Consider the following 22,341-nt stretch of genomic DNA (forward strand, 5'->3'; position numbering starts at 1 on the left):
TTTCAGAATCAGCTCCCTATTTGCCATTCAAGGCATAGAACAAGTTCAATAAAAACCATGCTCTAGATCAACTTCGGCGCGCTTGACTGGCAAAATTTCAGCGCCGTTTTACAGTTACAGTGATCTATTCGATACGATTCACGTCTGCAAGCTTCTCGAGTTCTTCTTTTTGAGGCAAATCGACTCCCACACTGACAATGAAACTGGTAACTGCTTCAATATCCATACTTGATTTTACGACCCTCGACCGGTGCACAACAATGGTAAAGCCAGAGGTTGGATTAGGCGATGTAGGTACATAAACAACCAGCATCTCTCCCGCTTTATTGGTGACGTAACCTGGCACCCATAAGCCTTCCTTGGGATATTCAATAAAAATAATTTCTTTAGCGATACTTTTTTCCTGACTGAATAAATTAACCATTTTTTTACTGACTCTATAAATGGTTCTAATCATTGGAATCTGATTGATCAAGACTTCAACCTGGCTCAGTAGCCATAATTTTTCGAATTTAGTGATTCTATAACCGGTATAGGCAATGACAATAAAAGAAAACGTGAAGGCCAGAACAGTAATAAGGATATTGTTGGAGTAGCCGTAAATATAAACAAAAAACTCCCTTAGGATCGTTTCCAAAAACACCAGAACTTGAATGACAATAACAACTGGAATGAGCGCTAAAATACCCACTATAAAATATTTCAGACTCGATTTAATAAAATTAAACATGTTTAACTCCTGATTTTGGTTCTACAACCCTAAGAGGAAAACTCTTACAGAAGGGGCTCTGATGAATAGCTTGGGATAATAATTACTTCTTTTATACAATTTTCAATTGCAAAACAACAGCGGGGATCCGTCTTTGTGAAAGCTTTTTTGCAAGAGTGCCATGGCTCGTTTCCTTGGATTAAAAATAAGTGTTTATTTAACCGTTCCCGTTCACAATGCATCTGCTGTCATTTTCAGAAGATGACATGGCGGCCATGGCCAGCCGGAGACTACGGTCGGATGGCGTGAGGCTGCTGTCTCATGGTTAAAACCATCGGTGGCAACTTCCTCCACTGGCTATTATTGACTTAAACAGGAGTTTAAATGATTTGGGCTGACAACAATCCCCTGTACGGCAACTTTATAATCAATCGTTAGGCCGAGGAACTATGGATTACGCACTTAGACCCGCTACAGCCGATGATTATGCGTACTGTTACCGTCTCACCAAGAGGAACATGCAGGATTTGTTCTGTAAACACTGGGGAGGCTGGGTTCCAGCCGAGTTCCGTAAAGGATTCGCGGTTGAAAACATATCAATGGTGATTATTGCCGGTAAACGAGCGGGTTACCTCAGCGTGATCAAAGAACCCTTATCCATTTACATCGACAACATTCAGCTATCTCCCGCTTGGCAAGGTCAAGGGATTGGCGCCAGTCTTTTGAATCGTCTACTCGACACTCATTCAAGAGTCAGCATTCGCCTGACAACCTTTGAAGACAACCCAGCCAAGCGGCTATATGAGCGAATGGGATTTGTCGTTTTGGAAAGAAATGGCATGACCGTTAAAATGGAAAAACGGCCCAACAAAGCGGTACACCGGAACCGCTCAAGCAAGCTGGTTTAGTCGATGGATGTTTATGCTGCCAAAATGTCCAGGATCTGTGTAATATTTGATTTGGACGGTACGCTTGTGGATAGCGAGGGGCTTTGCAATCAAGCGTTTCTCGATTTACTTCCGCAGCTAAGTGATACGGTGGAGTCATTGACCCAACGGTATCGCGGCAAAAAGTTGTCCCGGATTTGTGCCGATCTTGAGGACCGTCTTTGCCGGAATTTGCCCGATGCGTTTGAACAACATTATCGCCAGCGTGTTGCGGAACTCTTCTCTCGTGAATTAAAACCGATGCCCGGCGTGCTTGAAATGCTCGAAGTCACGAACTTCCCCAAGTGCATTGCTTCAAGCGGACCGCCTTTGAAAATCCGTCAGGCACTGCAAGTTAGCGGCCTCGCATCCTATTTTGGTGATAACTTCTTTAGTTCGTATGAAGTGGGGTCTTGGAAGCCAGAGCCCGGTTTATTCCAGTACGCAGCCAATGCGATGGGCTTTATGCCTGGCCAATGCGTGGTTGTAGAAGATAGCGAAGTTGGGATTGAGGCAGCCGCGGCAGCAGGAATGAAAGCATTCCGGTATGTGCGAAAGGGTGAAGCCTCGCCGTGTCGAACCGGAGACGAAATGTCATTTGATGATATGTTGCAGCTTCCCCAATTGCTCGCTCACTTTGCTGAGCGCTAAATCAGCAGCTATTAACGAACCAAAGGGTTAGCTGTAAAACAGGTACGGTAAAATGTATTACCTTTTAGGCGTATGGCTGTAGAAATTAGTGAACAGTTGAACCACGATGAAGATCATGGTCTGGGTCACCCGGATGGCCGGTGCCCGGCCGGGGCTTTCCTCCGCGAAGTCTTCGGTGGCTTGATTCAGGTATCTGACCAGGCCCGGCTGCGGGCTGCCCTGGGCCGAGCGCTGCAGGAACCGATCTTGCAACCTGGCCCTGATCTTTTCGTCCATGTCCCGCTCATTGATCAGCGATTGCAGTTCAGCCTCCAGCAGCATGGCCTGCTTCTCCAGCCAATCGAAGTCCATGCCTTCCTGAGAGGGCAGGGGACCGAAGGCTTTCTGGAAGACGCATAGCACGTCAAAGCACAGGGTCAGGAACAGATGCGACATATCTTCATTCTGCTCGGCGAGGACGGCAGGAAAAATGTTGAATACGGCTTGCGACAGAGCCGCTTGGTCAAGCTGAAACCGTTCTATGATTTCGCTGACTTCTTCCGCATCCAAGCTCTTGGCATATTCGAGGGCTTGATAAAGTTCGGGGCCATCAAGTTCGCGCATAGTGTCACTTTGATATAAAAACGGTATAAAAAGTTTACCTGAATAGTGCCGGTTATGGTTCAGTTTGGCCAATGCGATGAGCCTTATTAAGAGGTTAAATCGGTATCAATCAGGCGCTTGTTTGGTGCCAATAAGGCTCCTGATTGCCAGGTCCATTAATCGGCATGGAATAAATTTTATTCTCCAGGATGACCATTAGCCGAATGACCGATTCATCAATGGTTTCCGGCGGTTGGATACTTTTCTGAATGAGGTCTGGCCAATTTTTAGTCAATTTAACTAAATTCTATACTTTACAAAAGGTTAGCCAACATTATGACAAATTGATGACAAGGTTATCCACAGATTTTGTGGATAACCTCTTTATGTAAGGAATGTGCATCAAATAACTTCCACAAGTAGGCTGAGGATTTTCCAAGATAAGCGCGGATTTATCCGCGCAGTGCGAATGAATTCGCACCTACAATTTTCTGATTTACTTCATGCTCATTACTAAGCAAGCGGATATTCATCTTGATCCACTAAGCTCAAGCTTGGCTTCTTTGCTGCTGGCTATAGCCTTTTTCAAGCACCAGCCCGGCCCGTATCTTAATCTGAATTCCAGGCTGTATTTCGGCCGATTAATTCCCATGCTCATCTCTATCTGCAATATAAATTCTGCCTCTAGAAGTGTGCCCGCGATTATTTAATCCATTTCAGTTGTCCAGTTTTGGTGCGTATACACTTTATTTCGGTGCAAAGAACGCGGCGCGGTTTAGGTAAAGTCTCACTGAACCACGTTAAGCAGTTGGATTAAACTGATTGGCATAATCTGTGCTGTAAAATAAGGACGGTGCAATGGCGCACCCTCTTTCCCCCTCAACAATGGCGTTGAAAAGTCGCTTGTTTTAAATAAGCGGCGATAACTTTACTCGTCTATTGTTCCCGCCTTGATTTGAATTAGGTTTTACAAAGAACGAGTAAAAAACGCTCGTTTCAAGGGGACCAAGCTTGCGAAAACAGGCGCAATCAAAACGAATGAAGGTGTTCTTGATCCAAGGCCTCCATTCATTGTATCCCTAATTTTTTTAAAGGTGAGTTATGTCCTATTTGATTCCTTCAGAATTTGTCACAAAGATGGTCGATGCCGGTGAATCCAAAATCTTCATGTCAACCAGAGATACCTTGATCAGGGCTTATATGGCCGGTGCGATCCTGGCGTTGGCTGCCGTATTCGCGGTCGCTATTTCTGTCCAGACTGGCTCTCCAATTTTTGGTGCAATTTTATTTCCCGTTGGTTTTTGCATGCTGTATTTACTAGGCTTCGATCTTCTGACCGGTGTTTTTGTTTTGACGCCGCTGGCATGGCTTGATAAACGTCCAGGCGTGACCATTGACGGTATTCTTAGGAACTGGGGCTTAGTTTTTTCAGGCAATTTTCTAGGCGCCTTAACCGTGGCGGTTATGATGTCGATTGTCTTCACCTACGGTTTCTCCGTTGAGCCCGATGCAGTCGGTAAAAAGCTTGCCGGCATCGGTGAAGCGCGAACGCTGGGCTATGCGAAATATGGCGTGGCCGGCTGGTTCACGATCTTTATCAGAGGCATGCTTTGTAACTGGATGGTATCGACGGGTGTGGTTGGGGCGATGATTTCCTCGTCCGTCAGCGGCAAGGTGATCGCCATGTGGATGCCGATCATGCTGTTCTTTGGCATGACTTTCGAGCACTCGGTGGTTAACATGTTTCTGTTTCCATCCGGTTTGATTATGGGGGGAAATTTCTCGATTATGGATTATTTTATATGGAATGAGATTCCGACTGTTTTGGGTAATCTGGTCGGCGGACTGGCGTTTACCGGGTTGACGTTATATTCCACGCATGTAAAAACCGCACCTAAACGCTCCTTCGTTGCGAGGAAGGAAGCTTAATGGTCCCCGGAAGCGATAAGCTTGGGCATTTTCCCGAAGCGTTTTGTACATAGGGAAAATGCAAAGCTTTCCGACAACGTAATTTCCATGATTAAAGCCTCCGCCCGATGAATGCCGGGGCTTTAAACAATCACTGTTTAATTTGCAAAGGAGTTCACCATGACACGCAACGAAGTGACCGAATTGATCATCACGCAAAAACTGCGCAAACAACTGACATGGCCTCAACTGGCCGACGCCATCGGCCAGAGCAAGGAATGGACAACAGCAGCCCTGCTGGGACAGATGACACTTAACGCCGAACAGGCCGCCAAGGTTGGCGCAATGCTGGAGTTGCCCGCCGAGGCTGTCGAACAACTCCAAGTGGTCCCGTACAAGGGCTCCCTGTCCACCACTGTGCCGACCGACCCGTTGATTTACCGTTTCTACGAGCTGGTCAACGTCTATGGCACCACTTTTAAAGCATTGATTCACGAAGAGTTCGGTGACGGCATTATGAGTGCCATCGATTTCAGCATGGATCTTCAACGTGAGCCCGATCCCAAGGGAGACCGCGTCAGGATCGTGATGAGCGGCAAGTTTCTGCCGTACAAGAGTTATTAAGGGTTGCAGCCTCATACGCCGACAATCCGCCGGAATGTAAAAAATGCCCAGTCAATTGAAAATCTCCGTGGGCCAATATTCCGATAAAGGCCGTAAGGAAACCAATCAGGATTTTCACGGTGTTTATATCCCGAAGGAACCGCAGTTGAGTTCAAAAGGCATTGCCATTGCCCTGGCCGACGGGATCAGCAGCAGCGATGTCAGCCATATTGCCAGTCAAGCTGCTGTGGCAGGCTTTCTGGAGGATTATTTTTGTACCTCGGAAGCCTGGTCGGTCAAGAAGTCGGTACAACGGGTTTTGATGGCCAGCAATTCATGGCTGTATTCCCAAACCCGGCAAAGCCGGTATTGTTACGATATGGACAGGGGGTATGTCTGTACCTTAAGCGCTATGGTGATCAAATCCACCACCGCGCATATTTTTCATGTGGGCGATACCCGGATCTACCGATTACGTGACCAGGATCTGGAACAGCTCACCCATGATCATCGGCTTTGGGTTTCGCAAGATAAAAGCTACCTTAGCCGCGCCCTGGGGATCGATTCCCATCTTGAAATTGATTATCAAGCCCTGCCTGTGGCAAAAGGCGACATTTTCTTGTTCGCGACCGATGGCGTTTATGAGTATGCCAGCTCGCGTTTCATCGTCCAAGCCATCAACGAATCCGGGGATGATCTCGATACCGCGGCAAAAACGATCGTCGATGAAGCTTACCAGCAAGGCAGTACGGATAACCTGACGCTCCAGATCATCAGAGTCGAAAACTTACCCAGACAGGATGCCAAAGAGCTTTATCAGTCGTTAACCGAACTGCCGTTCCCGCCTGTACTGGAAGCACGGGCGCTGTTTGATGGTTACACCATTGTCAGGGAGCTGCATGCCAGTAGCCGCAGTCACATTTATCTGGCGGTGGATAATGAAACCAGCTCGCAGGTCGTTATAAAAGCCCCGTCCATTGACCTTCGGGGCGATCCGGCTTACCTGGAACGCTTTCTGATGGAAGACTGGATCGCCCGGCGCATCAATAATGCGCATGTGCTCAAACCTTGTGCACAGACGCGCAAATGCAACTTTCTATACGTCGCCACGGAATTCATCGACGGCCAGACCTTGAGGCAGTGGATGATCGACAATCCGAAACCGGACCTGGAAACCGTACGTGGGATTATCGAACAAATAGCAAAAGGCTTGAGGGCTTTTCACCGGCTGGAAATGCTGCATCAGGATTTGAGACCCGACAATATCATGATCGATAGCACCGGCACAGCGAAGATCATTGATTTTGGTTCTACGAGAGTCGCGGGCATTATGGAAATGGCAATACCCATTAAGCAAAACCCTATACTCGGCACCGTCCAATATACCGCCCCGGAGTATTTTCTGGGGGAACAGGCTTCCGAGCGCTCGGATCTATTTTCATTGAGTGTGATCGCTTATCAAATGCTGACCGGCAAGCTGCCTTATGGCGCCGAAGTGGCCAAATGTAAGACTAAAGCAGCGCAAAACAAATTAATGTATACCTCTGTGCGGTATGAGAACCGCGAAATTCCAGCCTGGGTTGATGATGCCATTAGGAAGGCGGTACATTTGAATCCATGCAAACGTTACCAGGACTTATCCGAGTTCATATTTGACCTGCGCCATCCGAATCAAGCGTTTCTGAATAAGACCCGTCCACCGCTTCTGGAACGTAACCCAGTGGCTTTCTGGAAAGGCCTTTCCTTTATACTGGGAGTTATCATCGTGGCATTATTGGCTGATGTTACGCAGACAATTTGTCCATACGTCAAGCATCTGTAGGGTCGAATTAATTCGACCCGAGACGCCTTGTTAGTCATTTAGTGCGAATAGTGCGAATACCCAAAGGGCACAAGTGAATTCGCACCTACGCGGGCATTGGGCCGCTTTCGGTAAAGGAGACTCAGGAACTGTAGTGCTCGGGAGCGGCAAACGGCATAAAAAGCTACCTGTGCGTAACATCAGTTATTGATTAATTGTTTAGTCCCACAATTAAATGGCTTGGATTGATCTAAAAATAGCGGGAGTTTCGGGATTCAGGGAGCAATGAATCGTAAAATCCGGTTAAGCATCGGTTCTGTCGCAAAATTTAAACGAAGGTAAATGACGCCTGTCTTGTAGCCCACGTTATCCCGCTAAACATTAACGCAACACAACCATTTTATGCACCTGGTCAAAGACCATGATTTGTCGAGCGCCAGTTGCCGGGTCCAGTTCCATGCGGTGTTCGGCGGCAATTATCTTGACCGGGGGAGAGGAAGGTCCTGTTAGCTGTATCAAAAATCAGGGTGGTTTATACTACATGTACTATTTCTACATCCCATAATGCACACTATGAATGAATGGTTTTTTTCTTTTAATAATATAGTCAGCGGCCCCTATGCATTGGACTATGCAAAAACTTTTGCCCGTGAACATCAAGGCGCTTATTGTTGGTGTCCGCGTTTTCCCGACTGGGTTCCCATTTATGAAGCAACTGAAATCAGACCGATGAAGAAAGACGGCATCACGCCTTTTCCGCCGCCGCCCGCGCATATGATGTCGCCCAAACCGACAGTATTGCCTGCTGCCTTTCAGTCGGTTAATTTGGTCAATACGCAATCAGACGCCCAGTCTTCCGGTGGTTTTGGTCAACAAACGGTTACCGCGGGTATCGATTATAAAATTTACGGTCATGAAATGCAGTTTGTGGAAATCGAACTGGATCCGCAAGAGAGCGCAGTCGCGGAAGCAGGCGCGATGATGTACAAAAGTGCGGATGTAAAAATGGAAACCATTTTCGGTGACGGTTCATCTGCTCAGCAATCCGGCATTATGGGGCTATTGCTGGGTGCGGGTAAGCGCTTGCTGACTAACGAAAGCCTGTTTGTCACCGTATTTACGCAATCCGCTCAAGGTAAAGGTAAAGTGGCGTTCGCCGCACCTTTTCCAGGCACTATTCTGGCCTTGAATTTGAACGACTATGACCAAAAACTGATTTGTCAAAAAGACAGTTTTTTAGCTGCGGCCAAGGGTGTGCAGATTGGCATTCACTTCCAACGTCGTATTTTAACCGGCCTGTTTGGCGGCGAAGGGTATGTCATGCAAAAACTGGAAGGCGATGGCTGGGTGTTTGTTCATGCTGGCGGGTGCCTGCAAAAAATGGAACTGGCAGTCGGTGAAACGCTGCATGTCGATACGGGATGTCTGGCGGCGATGACCGGCAGCGTTGATTTTGACATTCAACAGGCGGGCGGAATTAAAACCATGCTGTTTGGCGGCGAGGGCTTGTTTTTTGCCAAGTTAACCGGCCCTGGCACCGTTTGGTTGCAAAGTCTGCCGTTCTCGCGTTTGGCGGGCAGAATGATTTCAGCTGCGCCGCAAGGCGGTGGCAGGCATCAAGGTGAAGGTTCCATTCTAGGCGGCCTGGGTAATTTACTCGATGGCGATTGATGCGGTTTAGATGTTTAGGTTTTTAAATTTTTTGCATTCGGCTGTCGCGCAGCATGTTGATGCCCAGACCAAACAAGGCTGACTCGTCTTCCGGACAAGTCAGCCTCATCCATTCGAAATAAGAACGCTTCCCGGTTTCCAAGCTCCATGGCGGCAGGAAAAACGGGTCCGGAAAGCTATATCTCCCGTGGAGGCGGCTTAAAATGAGTTGCGGTATGTCCTGGTCATGTTAATAACAATACAGCGGAAAAGAGGGCGGCTTTGTTACAAAATAACGGCTCAATGCGTGTTGTGCTCCATTTAGTCAGATACGGCTTGTACGTTTCCTTTCATTGGCCGGCGCTTGGTTAGCGGTTAATTATCAACAGTTTGCCCATCAATAAAATTGATTTTTGCCGCTATTGACGGCCCGTCAGTCAATAGCCTTCGGGTATGGCATCATAATTGATATGTCATGGATAACAGGGGGTGACAAAAGCCCGGGCAACATTGAGGAAGCTAAAAACTATGACGACATACGCCATCGGCAGTGTAAAAGGCGATTATCAATCGCTATTAAAACTACTGGAAAAAATTCACTTTGCCCCGGACAACGACTGCTTATGGTTTGCCGGTAATTTGATTAATGAAGGCCCCGAGTCTCTGGCTGTACTCAGGTTTGTCAAAAGCCTGGGCAAACAAGCCGTCGCGGTACTGGGCGATCAGGAACTGCGCTTGTTGACGGCGGCGGAAGGGCTTGATCAACCGGCAGCCGGCGATACCCTGGATGAAATCCTGAAGGCGCCGGACCGGGACGAACTGTTAAAGTGGCTGCGCCGCCGGGCATTGATTCATCACGATTCAAAACTCAACTTTACCCTGGTGCATGCGGGTATTCCCGCCGATTGGAGTTTCAGCCAGGCGCTGACCTTTGCCTATGAAGTTGAATCGGCGCTCTGCCAGGATAATTACACGACCTTACTCGAAAACAGGGGGCAAGGCCAATCGCGCTGGCATGCAAAACTCAGGGGCTGGAAACGGCTGAACTTTATCGCCAATGCCTATACCCTGATGAAATATTGCGATGCGCAAGGGAAACTGGATTTCAACGCCAAAGGACCGGCAAGCACGCAAGCCGAGGGCCTGATGCCCTGGTATCGACTGCCCGAGCGTATGACAGCCCATTTGAATATTGTTTTTGCCGATGAGGCTAATTTTGAAGACGACGCCTTCCCCGGTATTTATCCGTTATCCTCACAAGGAAGCCTGTCGGCGCTGAAGCTGTCGGCAATACCCGAAAGGATCGTCCTATAGGCCGGGGGCAACGGCTCAAAATCATGGGATCAATCGCGAACTAAAGCTAAACCCTAAAAGCATTCAATTCAATGCTCGCGTAGGTGCGAATTCATTCGCACTCAACAAGAGCCATACCGATTTCTGGAAAGCTTGGCGAGCGTCTCGGGTCGAATGAATTCGACCCTACAGGGCACAAGTACCCAGAGGGCATAAATGAATTCGGCCCTACAGGCGCATTTGACGTAGGGGCCAATTGTCTGCGTAACATCAGTTATCTAAATGAAGAAAGTTCGATGCCAGCCCCAAGGTTACAGCCGTTCAATCGTTCAACTGATCAAGGACCAGGGTTTGAGCGTCAGGCAGGTTTGCCAGGGTATGAAACCGAATGAAACTGTGGCACGCCGCCGGCTAAGACAAGTCGAGCATGAATTGGCTGGCGGCAATGGCTCATTCTTCGTTGTAGGCAGGGACGACCGTTTCGATGCCGGGATTGGGCGTGGGGGCGGTCCTGATCATCTGCCGCACGTCGAGGGTGTCGGGTTCGGCTTGGTCGCCCACTATTTGCCGGGCCAACTGGTTCCCAGCCTCAACCAGCGGATGAATCGTAAAATCCGCCCCGAGTTGCCCCAGTTCCTCTTTCTCTTCGGGGAGGTAACAAATCGAGCCGATCTGTCCTGTATACCCATTTTTTCTGAGCTGACGTACTGCCGAGCATCGTGCATCAAATTCAGGCAGGGTGAGAATAATGCCTTTTACTCTGTCCAACTTCAGCCCCGACCATAGTTCGGGATCTTCGGAATCCCCGTATATTACGCGTCTGCCCTCGGCCAGCAGGCTTTCCAGAACGGTCGGGTCGGCATCCAGGCCGACGACCCGCTTTTCCCGTTGATGCAAAGCCTGATAGGCGGCCTGTCCGGTACGGCCCATGCCCACGACCAGCCATTCCGCTACGCCGATGGACTCGGGCAATCGGTCCGGGTGCCCGGATTTTTTTTCGAAGCGGATCAGAACAGATTCAAAGCGTGAAAACAAGCGATGCGAATACCGGTTCAACGGCGCCGCTATCGCAAGAGAACCGGCTACAGCCAAGGCGATGATGGAGTTCCATTCCGGTGACAGCATCTCCGCTTTAACAACCGAGCCGGTCGTGATGAGTGCGAATTCGCTGTAGGTCATCAAGGCCAGCGATGAGATAAAGGCGGTGCGTGCACGCAATCCGGCCAGCAAAAACAACGCGAAGAACAGGATACCCTGCAACGGCAATAGTCCCAATAATCCGAGCGCTCTGATGATTTGATCGAGATTCGGCAAATCCGCCAGGCCGATTTGCAGAAAGAATGCGACGAGAAAGACTTCCTTGAGGCTCCAGAGTTTCTCGGAAAGATCATCAATGTGAGCGTGAGCGGACAGCATGACCCCCATCAGCAAGGCGCCGATATCGGGTGAAATGCCGACACTTTCGGATGTCACGCCTCCGGCCAGCGCCAGGGAAACGCCCAGCAGCAGTCTCAGCTCATCGGCACGGCTGACCGTGAGCAGACGATGCGCCAGCGGACGCAACAAAGGCAAAAGCAATAAGGCAAAGGCCCAATACGAGGGTTGTCTGTTGGTGTCGGCAAAAGCCAACAACGCTATCGCTACGATATCCTGCAGAATCAGAATACTGAGTACGTCCCGGCCATGCAGGGAAGATAACTCGCCATTGTTTTCCAGAACCTTGATGGCGAGCACGGTACTGGAAAAAGCCAGGCTCGCGCCCAATATCAATCCGCCTGTCGTTTGTTCGCCCAGCAGCAGAAAAACAAGTCCGGCAAAACCGGTCACCAGCAATAAATGCAATCCGCCGACGCTTAACACTTCCTGCCGCAGAAGGGAACGCAATTTAAGCTTCAGGCCTACCGTGAATAGCAATAACTCGATGCCGATGTCAGCCAGATGCGTTAGGGTCTGTCCGTCGGATTCCACTCCCAGAATGTGCAGAATATAACCTGCGGCTAAATAGCCGACCAGTGGAGGGAAAGACAAACGACTGGCGATCAGACCTACGAGATAGGCCGTGCCGACCCAAACTAATTCTATCATGTGTTAGTGATCCTGTTTTATTCGAGCAATCTAAATAAATAGTGAGGCGAATTTTTTTGATAACGAGGTTTTTCAGTATTCAGCACTCTATTTTAGATTATAAACAGTCTGCATTGATTTGGGCCAGAAACCCGGATTGTTTGCTGCGCAAGCTCTGCTCTATAGGGTGCAGTCAGCGAGGGAGATCGGCACTGATTTTTACCTATTAAATAAAAGTTTCATGCTCCATCTTCGCCCGAATGAGTATGCCGGAGACAGTGGGGCAAATAGCGCCAACCCAGTTGGAATGGTCGAGCCTTCATCGTCTGGATTTTATGTAATGCGAGCGGCAATAGCCTGTCGAAGGAGGCTGCACGGAAATTTTCCCACCCTTGGAACTCGGGACGGAAAGCTAACATCAAAAATTTTTTCATCGTAATACCGTCATCGAAATAGTAGGCGGAGCATGAGTAGATGTTCGACAGTGATTCAGCTGATAGAGGAATTTCTGCTGATAAATGTACCGATACTTCTGTACGTCATGATTGAAGCCGACCATCGTGGTCAGGCAATTATGCACGGCATAATTCAATCACCGGAATGGTGCATTGGAACAGTGGTTATGAGCTTTCAGGCATTGAGATTATATATCTATGGAACTGCTCATGGTCCGCGAAAATCCCCGGGACTGTTGGTCGCTCTCTTTCTGTTTGCGACGCTGATAACAGTGGCGGCATTTTATCTCCTTAGCATGCACGAGCACTCGGCAACCGCATTGAATATGAAATGGCTCATATTCGTAGTAGCCAGCATCTTTTTCGTTTTTTTTGGCGGTGGAGGCCTTTGGGGTGAGTCCCATTACGGCAAGGGGGAAGCATGATCAGATATCTTGGCGATCCTGATGCAAAAACAGATGATCATTTCAGGGATCATTTTGTAAACTCTGAAGAAGCCAAGGCTCAGCTTAATTCTGATTTCCGAATTACGTTCGGAACAAAGGGCAGCGGCAAAACCGCCCTGCGTCGGGCTTTGACTGACATCCACGCAGATCGTTATGCCGCGACCTATGTGATTGACCTGGACGATCTTGAGTTCGGGCAGCTTTATGGCCAGATTCAGCATCTGCGCGGCACATCCGGCACGCATGAAGCGCAACTTGCGACCACAATCTGGCGGAATGTTATCGCCACGTACTGCATTGAGTCTGCGCTACAAGTCGATTCAATGTCATCGGATATCAAGGAGCGAATCAGTGCCTTTCTTGATGGCAAGGGCTATATGGAGGCGCCAACAGCAAACTTCAGATTGTTGCACCACATAGATATCATTTTCCAATTAGTCGCGGAACTGGGAAACGCTGCCAGTAGCCGTTCGTTTGCCGGACCCTCCGGGCTCACGCCCAGTCAGCTCTCGGCGCTCATTCGTTTCCCTACGTTTGTCGAATTACCGTTGCTGATCAAGGAAGTGTCAACCATCATCTCCGGAGGAGGAAAGAAGGTCTGTGTGTGCATAGACGGTCTTGACTCCATAGTAGCGCAGCCCAATCAACTCCGGACGTATCTATTTGCGGGGCTGATAAATGCTGCGTATAAGCTCTTTATGGATAGTGATCTATCTCAAGGATTCGCACTGAAGTTGTTTCTTCCTGAGGAATTCGCCAGTGAAGCCCGAAGAGTGATCTGGGATCAGGACAAAATTCATCGTTTTTCAGAGCTTCTGTGCTGGACTCCAAAAGAGTTCAAAGCACTCATTTACAAGCGGTTATTCCCGCTCTCCAAGTCAAAATCAAACGATTTTTTCAATATCTGGCACGAGCATTTTCCGGACCGCGTTCATAATGATCCTCATAAGATAGAGGAACCGTCATTGGATTACTTCCTCCGACACACGCTTTATCGCCCGCGACAAGTCCTTTTTCACTTGCAGGAAGTCTTTGAAAAATGGGAAGCACAAAATTCAACATGGCGGGTTGACAAGACCTTCATACCCAAAATTGTGGCGAGGACGAACTGGGTCCTGTCCCAGCAGGTCATCGATAGCCTTCAGCATACTTGCCCTTATCTTGAGTCACTTATGAAGTCATTCGGTGGATATGAATGTATTATGACGACTAAATGCGTCACTGATCGAATTCGCAAATTTACTCCCTATCACCACACAACAGATGTAAAACATTGTCTGCACGAATTGATCGCCTGGGGCTTTTTTGGTGTTGGGGATACTCAGTCTATCGATCACGGTTTCTTATTTTCCTATTCGGACCCCCACGCAGTAAACCACTTTCCCCACGACGACGTTCTACTTGCCATTAGCCCCATGTTCACGGAATTCTGCGGGACGAAACCCTCCAGCCATGGCCCAGTGATCCCCCGTACAATGCAGTAGTGCCAGAGCGTGGCAGTGCTGTAGAACAGTCGGGGCCTGAACTTCCACCGCCTTATGGGCCGGCGGGTTGTCGCAGACACGATATCGCCCGGCAGGGGCAGCATCCCGACAACGAACGCCGTCTGATGCACGATCATAACGACGGATCATATCCGTGGATACGCCCGTTTCGTCTTGAAACACGCGCTTCGGCAGGTCGCAGGTTTTCTGCCGGGCTTGCCATTGCTCACGGGCCATCGCGACATCTTCGCGCTGCTATTCGCTAGCGGTGCGCTGATGGCGGCTTCATACGGTTCCAGCAGAGCCCGCCGATAACCATCGATCTGTTTGCCTTGAACGTGGCCGGTCTTTTTCCAGAGTTGATGAACTTTAGAGACAAAGGCCGAGCTGACTTGATAGTGCGCGCTGACTTCGCGGGTCGTTTTGCCGCTTTCAACAGCCTTGGCAACACGCACCCAGGCGCAAGTCTTCTGAATAAGGACCGGGCATCTTCGGTCATGTCTGTGATCAACAAAATTCAGTTTTAACAGTACAAGTTGATCTCAAGTAACAGCTAATTGCTCTAGCTCCCTAAATGATCTTTCAAAAATGGGACATATATCACAAAACTATACTGTGATATATGTCACGAAAATATTAGACATTCTACCTATAAAAAATGAGCTAAATCTCTCAAGATATCCAATAAATCAAAATGTTAGATTATAAACAATCAGAATTTGGTTTATGACTAATTCTGTTTTTTGGCAATAGATAAAAAAAATCGCTTTTCAGGAACTTGAAAGGCAAATAATTTCACGGAAATTTTTAAAAATGTGGGGTGGATATTATGGCAACAAGACGTGATATTTTGAAGTTTGGAGTGGCTGGCGCCGGTTACGGTCTTCTGGCGCCTAAAATTGGTAAGGCTGAACTGGTATTTCCCGACGGGTTTATCCCGAGTATTGCTGAAGCACCGAGTCCACCGGTACGACCATTTGTCGTGCCGTTGAATGTGATGCCGATAGCCAAACCGGTGAGCAAGGATTATCTGTCAACTGCAGAAGGTGGCGGAATAGTGCCCGATCCCCAGCGGCATCAACGCTATCACGAATTTGAGCCAAAGCAATTTTACGTCAATTATCTCGAAGAATTTCTGTGGCAGTACCACACGGATTTTCCTTACAACCAGGGATCCTGGTCCTGGGGTTTTCGCGAACCCGGCATGGCGAAAGGTATAACCCCCGGCATGACCTATCACTGCCGGTATGGCGACCCGGTATTCGTGCGACGCATCAATAATTTGCCCCCGGTAGGCGCGGGAAATGTGCGCTTTGCCCTGCCCAGTTCAACTATACACTTGCATAATGCCCATACAGCGTCGGAAAGCGACGGGATACCGCAGGATTATATAAACCCAGGCGAATTTTGGGATCATCAATACTGCAATTTCCCTGCAGGTTTTGACAAGCGCGAAACCTTGTCCACCCTCTGGTACCACGATCACCGCCTGGATTTTACTGCGCCAAACGTTTACGCGGGCCTGAACGGTTTTTACCTGCTCTTCGATGAAAAGGATGCCAACGATGAGACAAAACCAGGTACATTCCGCTTGCCTAGCGGTAAATACGATGTGCCGCTGATTCTGCATGATGTTCAGTTCGATCAGAACGGGCAGGCTATCTGGGACTTTTTCAATCCCGAGCCAACCGGCAACGATCTGCCCAGCGCGATGTACACAACTCACGGCATGATAGGCGACCGGTTTACTGTCAACCGTATTATTCAGCCCTATTTCAAAGTTGAGGCCCGGAAATATCGCTTCCGTGTCCTGAACGGCGGCCCATCCAGATTGTATGAGCTGTTTCTGCAAAAAGAAGGCGGCTCGGACAAGGGCGAGCAATTCTTCGTGATTTCAACGGACGGCAACCTGCTTCCTCAGCCGATCGAAACCGATAGTATCAGGCTTGGCGTTGCGGAACGGCACGATATCATCATTGATTTCTCCAAATACAACCCCGGCGACTTTATTTATTTAGTCAACCGTATGGAGATTCGTTCTGATGGCGCTGGCTGGACCGGAAGACAATTGGATCAGGGTGACCAAATCATGCGTTTCGATGTTGTTGCTGCCACAGGCCCCGATCCCAGCCGCATACCTGATCACATGCGTACTCTTCCTCCTATCAACATGGGTAAAGTCAGAAGGGAGCGTTTGTTCGTTTTTGATTACGACAACGGCTTATGGACAATCAACGGCAAACTGATGGATCCCAATAGACCCGATGCCTTGATTGAACAGGACAGTGCCGAAATCTGGACTTTCAGAAATGCCGGTAACACATGGATGCATCCTATTCACAGCCACTTCGAAGAATTTCAGATACTGGAAATAAACGGCAAGCCGATAGACCGGAATGACGTTCGGCATGCCAGAAAAGACGTGGTCATGCTGGGGCCGAACGAGGAAGTGAAATTTTACTCGCGCTGGCGGGATTTTCTCGGCAAACACGTCATGCATTGCCACAACGTCGTGCATGAAGATCACGCGATGATGATTCGGTGGGACATTGTACCTCCAGGTGAGGGCGATTAATTATGCCTGTTAGCATTCACTGAACTTGACTCACACGAGGTACTTATGAATAACAAAAAAGCCCAGAAAGTTTCAGCCCATTCCATGTCCAAAATGGAACTTAGAGACCTGTTAGTAAAAGCTCTTTTACCGCCGCCTACTCAGGGGCGCGGCGGCAATCAGTTTCCCGATGTTGCAGTAACTTCGCACACCGGTAAAGCTTACCGTTTTTACAGTGATTTGATACGCGACAAGGTGGTATTGGTGCAATTCATGTCCATCGACAGCCAGAAGCAATTTTCATCGCTCGAACACTTTTCACAGATAGCGCAGCGCTTGGGCGATAAACTGGGAAAAGAGGTTAGCCTTTATTCAATTACTACCGATCCTGAAAAAGATACCGAGGAAAGGCTCGCCGCCTACGCCGAGGAGCATCGTATTCCGGCTGGCTGGCATCTGCTTCGCTCCTCAGGAGATGACGCCAAAGCGATCAGCGGCCGGTTTGCCAGACACTTATCCAAGCACCATCACCATGAAGGCATCAACATGCGCATGGTGCACTATGGAAACGGCAGTGTAGGCTTATGGGGCGCTTTTGCCACCGACGCGGATCCTGATATGGCGGTAACGCGTCTGGGATGGCTGCAAAACGGCAGACCTGCAGGCAGCGAAGTCAAGCGCGCGGGCCCCGTGAATCTGAGCCAACAAAAAGACAAAAACAGCAACCGCGATGTTTAAATCATCTTCAGCTTGTCAAGCTGCGGTACTTTAAGGAACGGAACTATGTTAGAACAAAAATTTAAATACAGCCGTCTGCTATTGGCCATGACGGTTTCTTTGAGCGGCATCGCCACAGCTAGCGCTGCGGACTGCCTCATGCCCCAACCAAGACCTCCCGAGGCTCAGGAATCGGTAACGGAAATCGGTGGCGTGAAAACCACTACCATTATCACTCCGGAAAATACCATTTTCCCGAGCCAGGATCCTTTTGCCGAACCACCGGGCAGCAATCATCTGCCTACCGTATACAAGAATGTCTGCGATGGCAACGGCATTGAAGTGCCCAACACGCTTCCGTCCACGCCTGAACATCCTTACAACCTGCATGCCGACCCGGTTGTCTCTGTCATCGATAAAACATCGCCGACAGACGATTTAATCATGGCTTTCAGGCAGATTAGGAATTCAGCGGGTTCGAATGCGGTTGCGGTGCAGAAAGCGCTCGACATCCTGGAAGGCAATCCGATTCAGGGCAGAAATTACAGCGGCATGCCGTTGCTGCACTATAACGGCCCCAATAAGGTTAAGCATGTTCAGCCCATCTTTGAAAACGGCGTCAAAGTTGGCGGTGTTGCCGAAGTCCATCAAGTATGGTTCGACAGCCATATCGAATCCGACACCGCCATGATTGATCCCAGTGATGTGTTGGATGTACCTTGGACCATACATTATACCGTCGATACGCTTAACCGCGGACATGATGATTTCGCGCCGATGGTCATGTATTTCGATGATCCGGCTCTAAGTCCAATGGGGATGCCGCCGATGCCCAATGTTCTGATGGACCAGACATTTTTTCCTATGGAAGATGGCACCAGAACTGTGTATGAAGTAAAGATGGCGCCGGGCAAATACTATAATTTGAGTTATCACTGGGGCTGGCGCCGACATCCGCCCAGAGTGCAGGTTGCTGAAAATGCCAGAAAAATGCTGGCCGGCAAGACACTGGTGCAATGGGAGACCTCTGTTTTTGGTGAACATCCGACCGCGAGCGAAGCGGACAAACTGGCAGCCATCGCTAAAATCGGCGATCTTGCCCCTGAAAAGCGCATGTGGAACACGCTGCGAGCCATTAAAGCGCACGGTAGCGCTTCAAAGCAGGAGATTGCAGCAATCTACCGCGCTTTCGATCAATGGCAAAACCGCAATAAACTGCCGGATGGCGTAAAGGCTGATCCTGATAGTGATTGGACTCTGTTTTTTGTCAACAATACCATCTATGGCCAAATGAAAGGTATTACCGATGACAGCGCTGTCATATACCCTGATTGGAATCTCCGCGGTAAAACAGTAAAAATTAAGTTGCTGAACGGTGACCATTTCGATCATGCCTACTTCAATGTCGATTTCGGCGGTAGACGCGGTTGGGAAAACACCTTCCAATCCACCGAAGCGATCGGAGGAGCCGGACAGTGGTTTACTTTCGGACGGGCCCACTGGTGGGTTAATGCCGGCATGCCTACATCAAACAGACCAAGCCTGATAGTGACACCTCCCGCAACAGGGTCAGGAGACGACACTGTCGTTGGCGAACATAACATAGTCATGCAAATGAATTTCGAACCTTCGCGGCGCATACGCTGGTATCAATTCGATCCTTTGCATCATGACATTGCGGTATGGTCGATCCATTAGTCGTATAATTTAAAGCTATAACATAACCGTACGAGGTAAGCGGCGATTTGTTGAATAGAAAATCGCCGCTTACCTGTTTTTTTATGGGGGATAATGGTGAATCCGCGATATAAACGGCTATTTAATGCTGCCTTTTTATTGCTTTATGGCGAAATAACATTTGCCGGTGATGTGATGCAAGGATGGGTGCTGTCCGATCCCAAACCCATGGAACGCGGAAACGCGGCTCGTCAACTCAGTGAAGAACCTGCAAAACCTTTGGCTCATAATTATACGCGCAGCGAGGCGTTGTACAGCCTGCCCAACGTGCAAATGGTTGACAAGGAGGGCAGCGACGTCGGTCTCCGCCAATTGATCGATTACGGCGGACCGGTCATGGTACAGTTCATCTTCGCAACCTGTTCCACCATCTGTCCGGTATTAAGCGCTTCATTCGCCAGCGCCCAGCCCGAGTTGGACGCCTTAGCCGGCAGAACATACCGTCTGGTTTCCATATCAATCGATCCCGAACAGGATACGCCTGAAAGATTGGGCGAGTACGCCAAGCGGTTTAAAGCCGGAAAAAACTGGCACTTTCTGACCGGCAGCCGGGACGATGTTTCCAAGGTATTAAGAGCCTTCGATGCCGCTTACACAGGAAACAATAAAATGTATCACAAGTCGCTGACTTTCATGCGCTCAGAGCCAGGCGCAAATTGGATAAGAATTGAGGGACTTTTGGGCAAAAACGAGATCATTTCAGAATATAAAAGCCTGATTGGCTTACCCGGCCAGCTTAAAGATTAACCGGCCTGTCACTTTCAGCATTATTTCTCTATTCGGCAAGAACTAAATTAATGAACGCCAGACTGTCATCTTTCTCGCTCATAAAACGAGGACTAATACTTTTCTTTATAATGTTGCTGCCGCTGATCGGCTTTTGGATCGCGCACCAGTATTTCAATTTTTTCCCATTCGATAATTCTACGGTTGGCGAACAAATCTATAATCAGGGCATCGATTCTTCCGGTGAACCTCTGCAAGGTCGAACCGAGGGCGACATTGAATTTAAAGATGCTCATTTCAATTGCGCTCAATGCCATCGGCGCAGCGGTTACGGTTCCAGTGAAGGTGGAAACTATGTCTTGCCGGTAACCGGTGACAGCCTTTTCAATCCTCGTAATTTTGACCGGGCCGATCTGTTCAAGAAATTGTTCAAGGAAAGCCAGTCCAAGCTTTTTTGGGCGAGAATGCGCTCTTCTTATCAGCGTCCGGCTTATACTGATGAATCCTTAGCGCGTGCCATACGCGAAGGCATCGATCCTTCAGGAAGAAAATTAAGCCCCTTGATGCCGCGTTACCAAATCAGCGACCAGGACATGGCGGGCTTGACAGACTATTTAAAAAGTCTCTCTTCGCACAACGATCCAGGCGTGGATGAAAACTCGATCTATTTCGCCACTGTCGTCAGCAAAAACGCCAATACCGGCGACAAGAATGCGATGTTGTCGACAATCGCAAAATATGTGGAATGGCTGAATCTGGAAACCAAAGGGAACCAGGATCACCCAAACTTTTCGCCGAGCTATCGTTCCGATTTCGCCAAGGCGTTCCGCATCTGGAACCATGAAGTCTGGGAGCTTTCCGACAACCCTGCGGAATGGCCGAAAGAATTGGCTGCGTATTATCAGAAAAATCCGGTATTTGCTTTGATCGGCGGCATGGCGGAAGGTAGTTGGGCGCCGATACATGAGTTCTGCGAGAAATACAAAGTGCCTTGTCTGTTTCCGTTAACTCAGACTCCGCCAGTTGCACAACCTGGCCACTATTCTGTTTATTTTAATCAAGGCATTTTATTAGAAGCCAAAGCAATGGCCAAATATCTGCTGAAAGAAAAAAAGCCTGATCCGGCAGCTCCCATTGCCGTGTTTTATTCGGATGATGTTGAAGGCAGCGATCCGGCGAAAGCTTTTACCCAAACTCTTAATGCCGACAAGACATTCGCTGTTGAAAGCATTCCGGTAAACGATGTGGAAAATTTTCGGGCCGAATGGGCAAAATATGTAGAGAGTCATCCCCAGATCGGAACGATTGTTGTTTGGCCGGGCAAACTGAAGGGCGCAATTTTAAGCGAGTTGGCAGTCCAGTCTCAGAAGATAGAGCGCATTTTTCTGCCATCGGAACTGCTGCAAGCGGACTTGACCAGCTTGCCGAAGGAGATCATGCCAAAATTCTATTTCAGCTATCCCTACGAATTGCCTACTGCTTATCACCCTCACACATTTAGGATCAGGGCATGGATGAATACACGAAAATTGGAGATTTCCAATCCCAGGATTCAATTCAACACCTATTATGCGTTGAATTTATTGCAGTATAGCCTCGAACATGTCGTCGACCATTTTTCGCGCGATTATCTGCTCGAGTATGTCGAACATGAGGCCGAAAACGCGCTGAACCCCGGCACATTCCCGAGATTGAGTCTTGGTCCGGAGCAACGATTCGCTTCCAAAGGCGCCTATCTGGTTCAATTGGCTGGTTCGGAAGAGCAGTCTGTCAAGCCAGTAAGCCCCTGGATTGTTCCATAGCCATGTCAAGGTGATCTCAGAATGACACCTTTGAATTATTCAATTCCCTTCCAAAAGCCAAAGCAGTATTTTTGACGCCCTTACTTTGTTAAAGGAAAGGGCATCAAGCTGCACATTTAAATTTGGGATAAATGCGAAGAAGATGATTATTGCTTAAATTTTCTCTGTTTCTGTAAGCAAATCTCTGCTTGACCGACTAAGAAGCATAGTCATTAATTATGCAAAGGAATCCC

At 48.7% G+C, this 22,341-nt stretch carries 19 protein-coding genes; 14 read left to right on the forward strand and 5 right to left on the reverse strand.

The window, feature by feature from the left end; all coding sequences use genetic code 11:
- Nucleotides 1–124: 124 nt before the first annotated feature.
- Complete coding sequence (locus METLU_RS0120625; RefSeq protein ID WP_027159884.1) at nucleotides 125–730, reverse strand: DUF502 domain-containing protein; 606 nt, start codon at nucleotides 728–730, stop codon at nucleotides 125–127.
- Nucleotides 731–1,227: 497 nt separating this feature from the next.
- Here METLU_RS0120625 and METLU_RS0120630 point away from each other — a divergent pair, with 497 nt between their 5' ends.
- Entirely contained in the window at nucleotides 1,228–1,617 is a 390-nt protein-coding gene (locus METLU_RS0120630) for a GNAT family N-acetyltransferase (protein ID WP_231383662.1), read from the forward strand.
- 3 nt (nucleotides 1,618–1,620) lie between these two features.
- A complete protein-coding gene (locus METLU_RS0120635; RefSeq protein ID WP_231383663.1) occupies nucleotides 1,621–2,286 on the forward strand; it encodes an HAD-IA family hydrolase in 666 nt (221 codons plus the stop codon).
- 57 nt (nucleotides 2,287–2,343) lie between these two features.
- Here the strand turns inward: METLU_RS0120635 and METLU_RS0120640 are convergent, their stop codons facing one another.
- A complete protein-coding gene (locus tag METLU_RS0120640) occupies nucleotides 2,344–2,889 on the reverse strand; it encodes a hypothetical protein (protein ID WP_027159887.1) in 546 nt (181 codons plus the stop codon).
- Nucleotides 2,890–3,969: 1,080 nt separating this feature from the next.
- Between METLU_RS0120640 and METLU_RS0120650 the strand changes: the two genes are divergently transcribed.
- From METLU_RS0120650 to METLU_RS0120675, 5 genes are all read left to right on the forward strand, one after another.
- Nucleotides 3,970–4,797, forward strand: a complete 828-nt coding sequence (locus tag METLU_RS0120650) for a formate/nitrite transporter family protein (protein WP_027159888.1) — start codon at nucleotides 3,970–3,972, stop codon at nucleotides 4,795–4,797.
- Between the two features lie 159 nt (nucleotides 4,798–4,956).
- Nucleotides 4,957–5,400, forward strand: coding sequence for a cyanase (cynS, locus tag METLU_RS0120655; RefSeq protein ID WP_027159889.1), 444 nt, complete (start codon nucleotides 4,957–4,959; stop codon nucleotides 5,398–5,400).
- A 43-nt stretch (nucleotides 5,401–5,443) separates the two neighbouring features.
- Nucleotides 5,444–7,201, forward strand: a complete 1,758-nt coding sequence (locus METLU_RS0120660) for a bifunctional protein-serine/threonine kinase/phosphatase (RefSeq protein WP_027159890.1) — start codon at nucleotides 5,444–5,446, stop codon at nucleotides 7,199–7,201.
- A gap of 543 nt (nucleotides 7,202–7,744) precedes the next feature.
- Nucleotides 7,745–8,851: a TIGR00266 family protein gene (locus METLU_RS25985; protein WP_231383664.1), complete on the forward strand. Its 1,107-nt coding sequence runs from the start codon at nucleotides 7,745–7,747 to the stop codon at nucleotides 8,849–8,851.
- A gap of 507 nt (nucleotides 8,852–9,358) precedes the next feature.
- On the forward strand, nucleotides 9,359–10,144 hold the full coding sequence (locus METLU_RS0120675; RefSeq protein ID WP_027159891.1) for a symmetrical bis(5'-nucleosyl)-tetraphosphatase: 786 nt from the start codon (nucleotides 9,359–9,361) through the stop codon (nucleotides 10,142–10,144).
- 429 nt (nucleotides 10,145–10,573) lie between these two features.
- On the opposite strand, the gene METLU_RS25990 is transcribed toward METLU_RS0120675, so the two are convergent.
- Nucleotides 10,574–12,208, reverse strand: coding sequence for a cation:proton antiporter family protein (locus METLU_RS25990; protein ID WP_051300044.1), 1,635 nt, complete (start codon nucleotides 12,206–12,208; stop codon nucleotides 10,574–10,576).
- Between the two features lie 463 nt (nucleotides 12,209–12,671).
- Between METLU_RS25990 and METLU_RS0120685 the strand changes: the two genes are divergently transcribed.
- Nucleotides 12,672–13,067, forward strand: coding sequence for a hypothetical protein (locus METLU_RS0120685; protein WP_027159892.1), 396 nt, complete (start codon nucleotides 12,672–12,674; stop codon nucleotides 13,065–13,067).
- The gene (locus METLU_RS0120690; RefSeq protein ID WP_027159893.1) at nucleotides 13,064–14,572 is read left to right on the forward strand and encodes a P-loop ATPase, Sll1717 family; all 1,509 of its coding nucleotides are present in this window, start codon (nucleotides 13,064–13,066) and stop codon (nucleotides 14,570–14,572) included. The genes METLU_RS0120685 and METLU_RS0120690 overlap by 4 nt, the downstream gene beginning before the upstream one ends.
- Before the next feature lie 146 nt (nucleotides 14,573–14,718).
- Here METLU_RS0120690 and METLU_RS0120695 read toward each other — a convergent pair whose 3' ends face one another.
- On the reverse strand, nucleotides 14,719–15,027 hold the full coding sequence (locus tag METLU_RS0120695; RefSeq protein ID WP_027159894.1) for a hypothetical protein: 309 nt from the start codon (nucleotides 15,025–15,027) through the stop codon (nucleotides 14,719–14,721).
- Between the two features lie 374 nt (nucleotides 15,028–15,401).
- Between METLU_RS0120695 and METLU_RS0120700 the strand changes: the two genes are divergently transcribed.
- The 4 genes from METLU_RS0120700 (at nucleotide 15,402) to METLU_RS0120715 (ending at nucleotide 20,327) form a co-directional block, all read left to right on the forward strand.
- Complete coding sequence (locus METLU_RS0120700; protein WP_027159895.1) at nucleotides 15,402–17,147, forward strand: multicopper oxidase family protein; 1,746 nt, start codon at nucleotides 15,402–15,404, stop codon at nucleotides 17,145–17,147.
- 45 nt (nucleotides 17,148–17,192) lie between these two features.
- Nucleotides 17,193–17,864, forward strand: coding sequence for an SCO family protein (locus METLU_RS26925; protein ID WP_051300047.1), 672 nt, complete (start codon nucleotides 17,193–17,195; stop codon nucleotides 17,862–17,864).
- A 45-nt stretch (nucleotides 17,865–17,909) separates the two neighbouring features.
- A complete protein-coding gene (locus METLU_RS0120710; RefSeq protein WP_027159896.1) occupies nucleotides 17,910–19,541 on the forward strand; it encodes a hypothetical protein in 1,632 nt (543 codons plus the stop codon).
- A 93-nt stretch (nucleotides 19,542–19,634) separates the two neighbouring features.
- On the forward strand, nucleotides 19,635–20,327 hold the full coding sequence (locus METLU_RS0120715) for an SCO family protein (protein WP_231383665.1): 693 nt from the start codon (nucleotides 19,635–19,637) through the stop codon (nucleotides 20,325–20,327).
- A gap of 92 nt (nucleotides 20,328–20,419) precedes the next feature.
- Here the strand turns inward: METLU_RS0120715 and METLU_RS29070 are convergent, their stop codons facing one another.
- Complete coding sequence (locus METLU_RS29070; protein WP_231383666.1) at nucleotides 20,420–20,602, reverse strand: hypothetical protein; 183 nt, start codon at nucleotides 20,600–20,602, stop codon at nucleotides 20,420–20,422.
- Between the two features lie 63 nt (nucleotides 20,603–20,665).
- On the opposite strand from METLU_RS29070, the gene METLU_RS0120720 reads away from it, so the two are divergent.
- Complete coding sequence (locus METLU_RS0120720) at nucleotides 20,666–22,108, forward strand: ABC transporter substrate-binding protein (RefSeq protein ID WP_231383667.1); 1,443 nt, start codon at nucleotides 20,666–20,668, stop codon at nucleotides 22,106–22,108.
- The last annotated feature ends 233 nt before the right edge of the window (nucleotides 22,109–22,341 follow it).

It is taken from the genome of Methylobacter luteus IMV-B-3098 (assembly GCF_000427625.1).
In the GTDB taxonomy this organism is placed as follows: Bacteria; Pseudomonadota; Gammaproteobacteria; order Methylococcales; family Methylomonadaceae; genus Methylobacter; species Methylobacter luteus.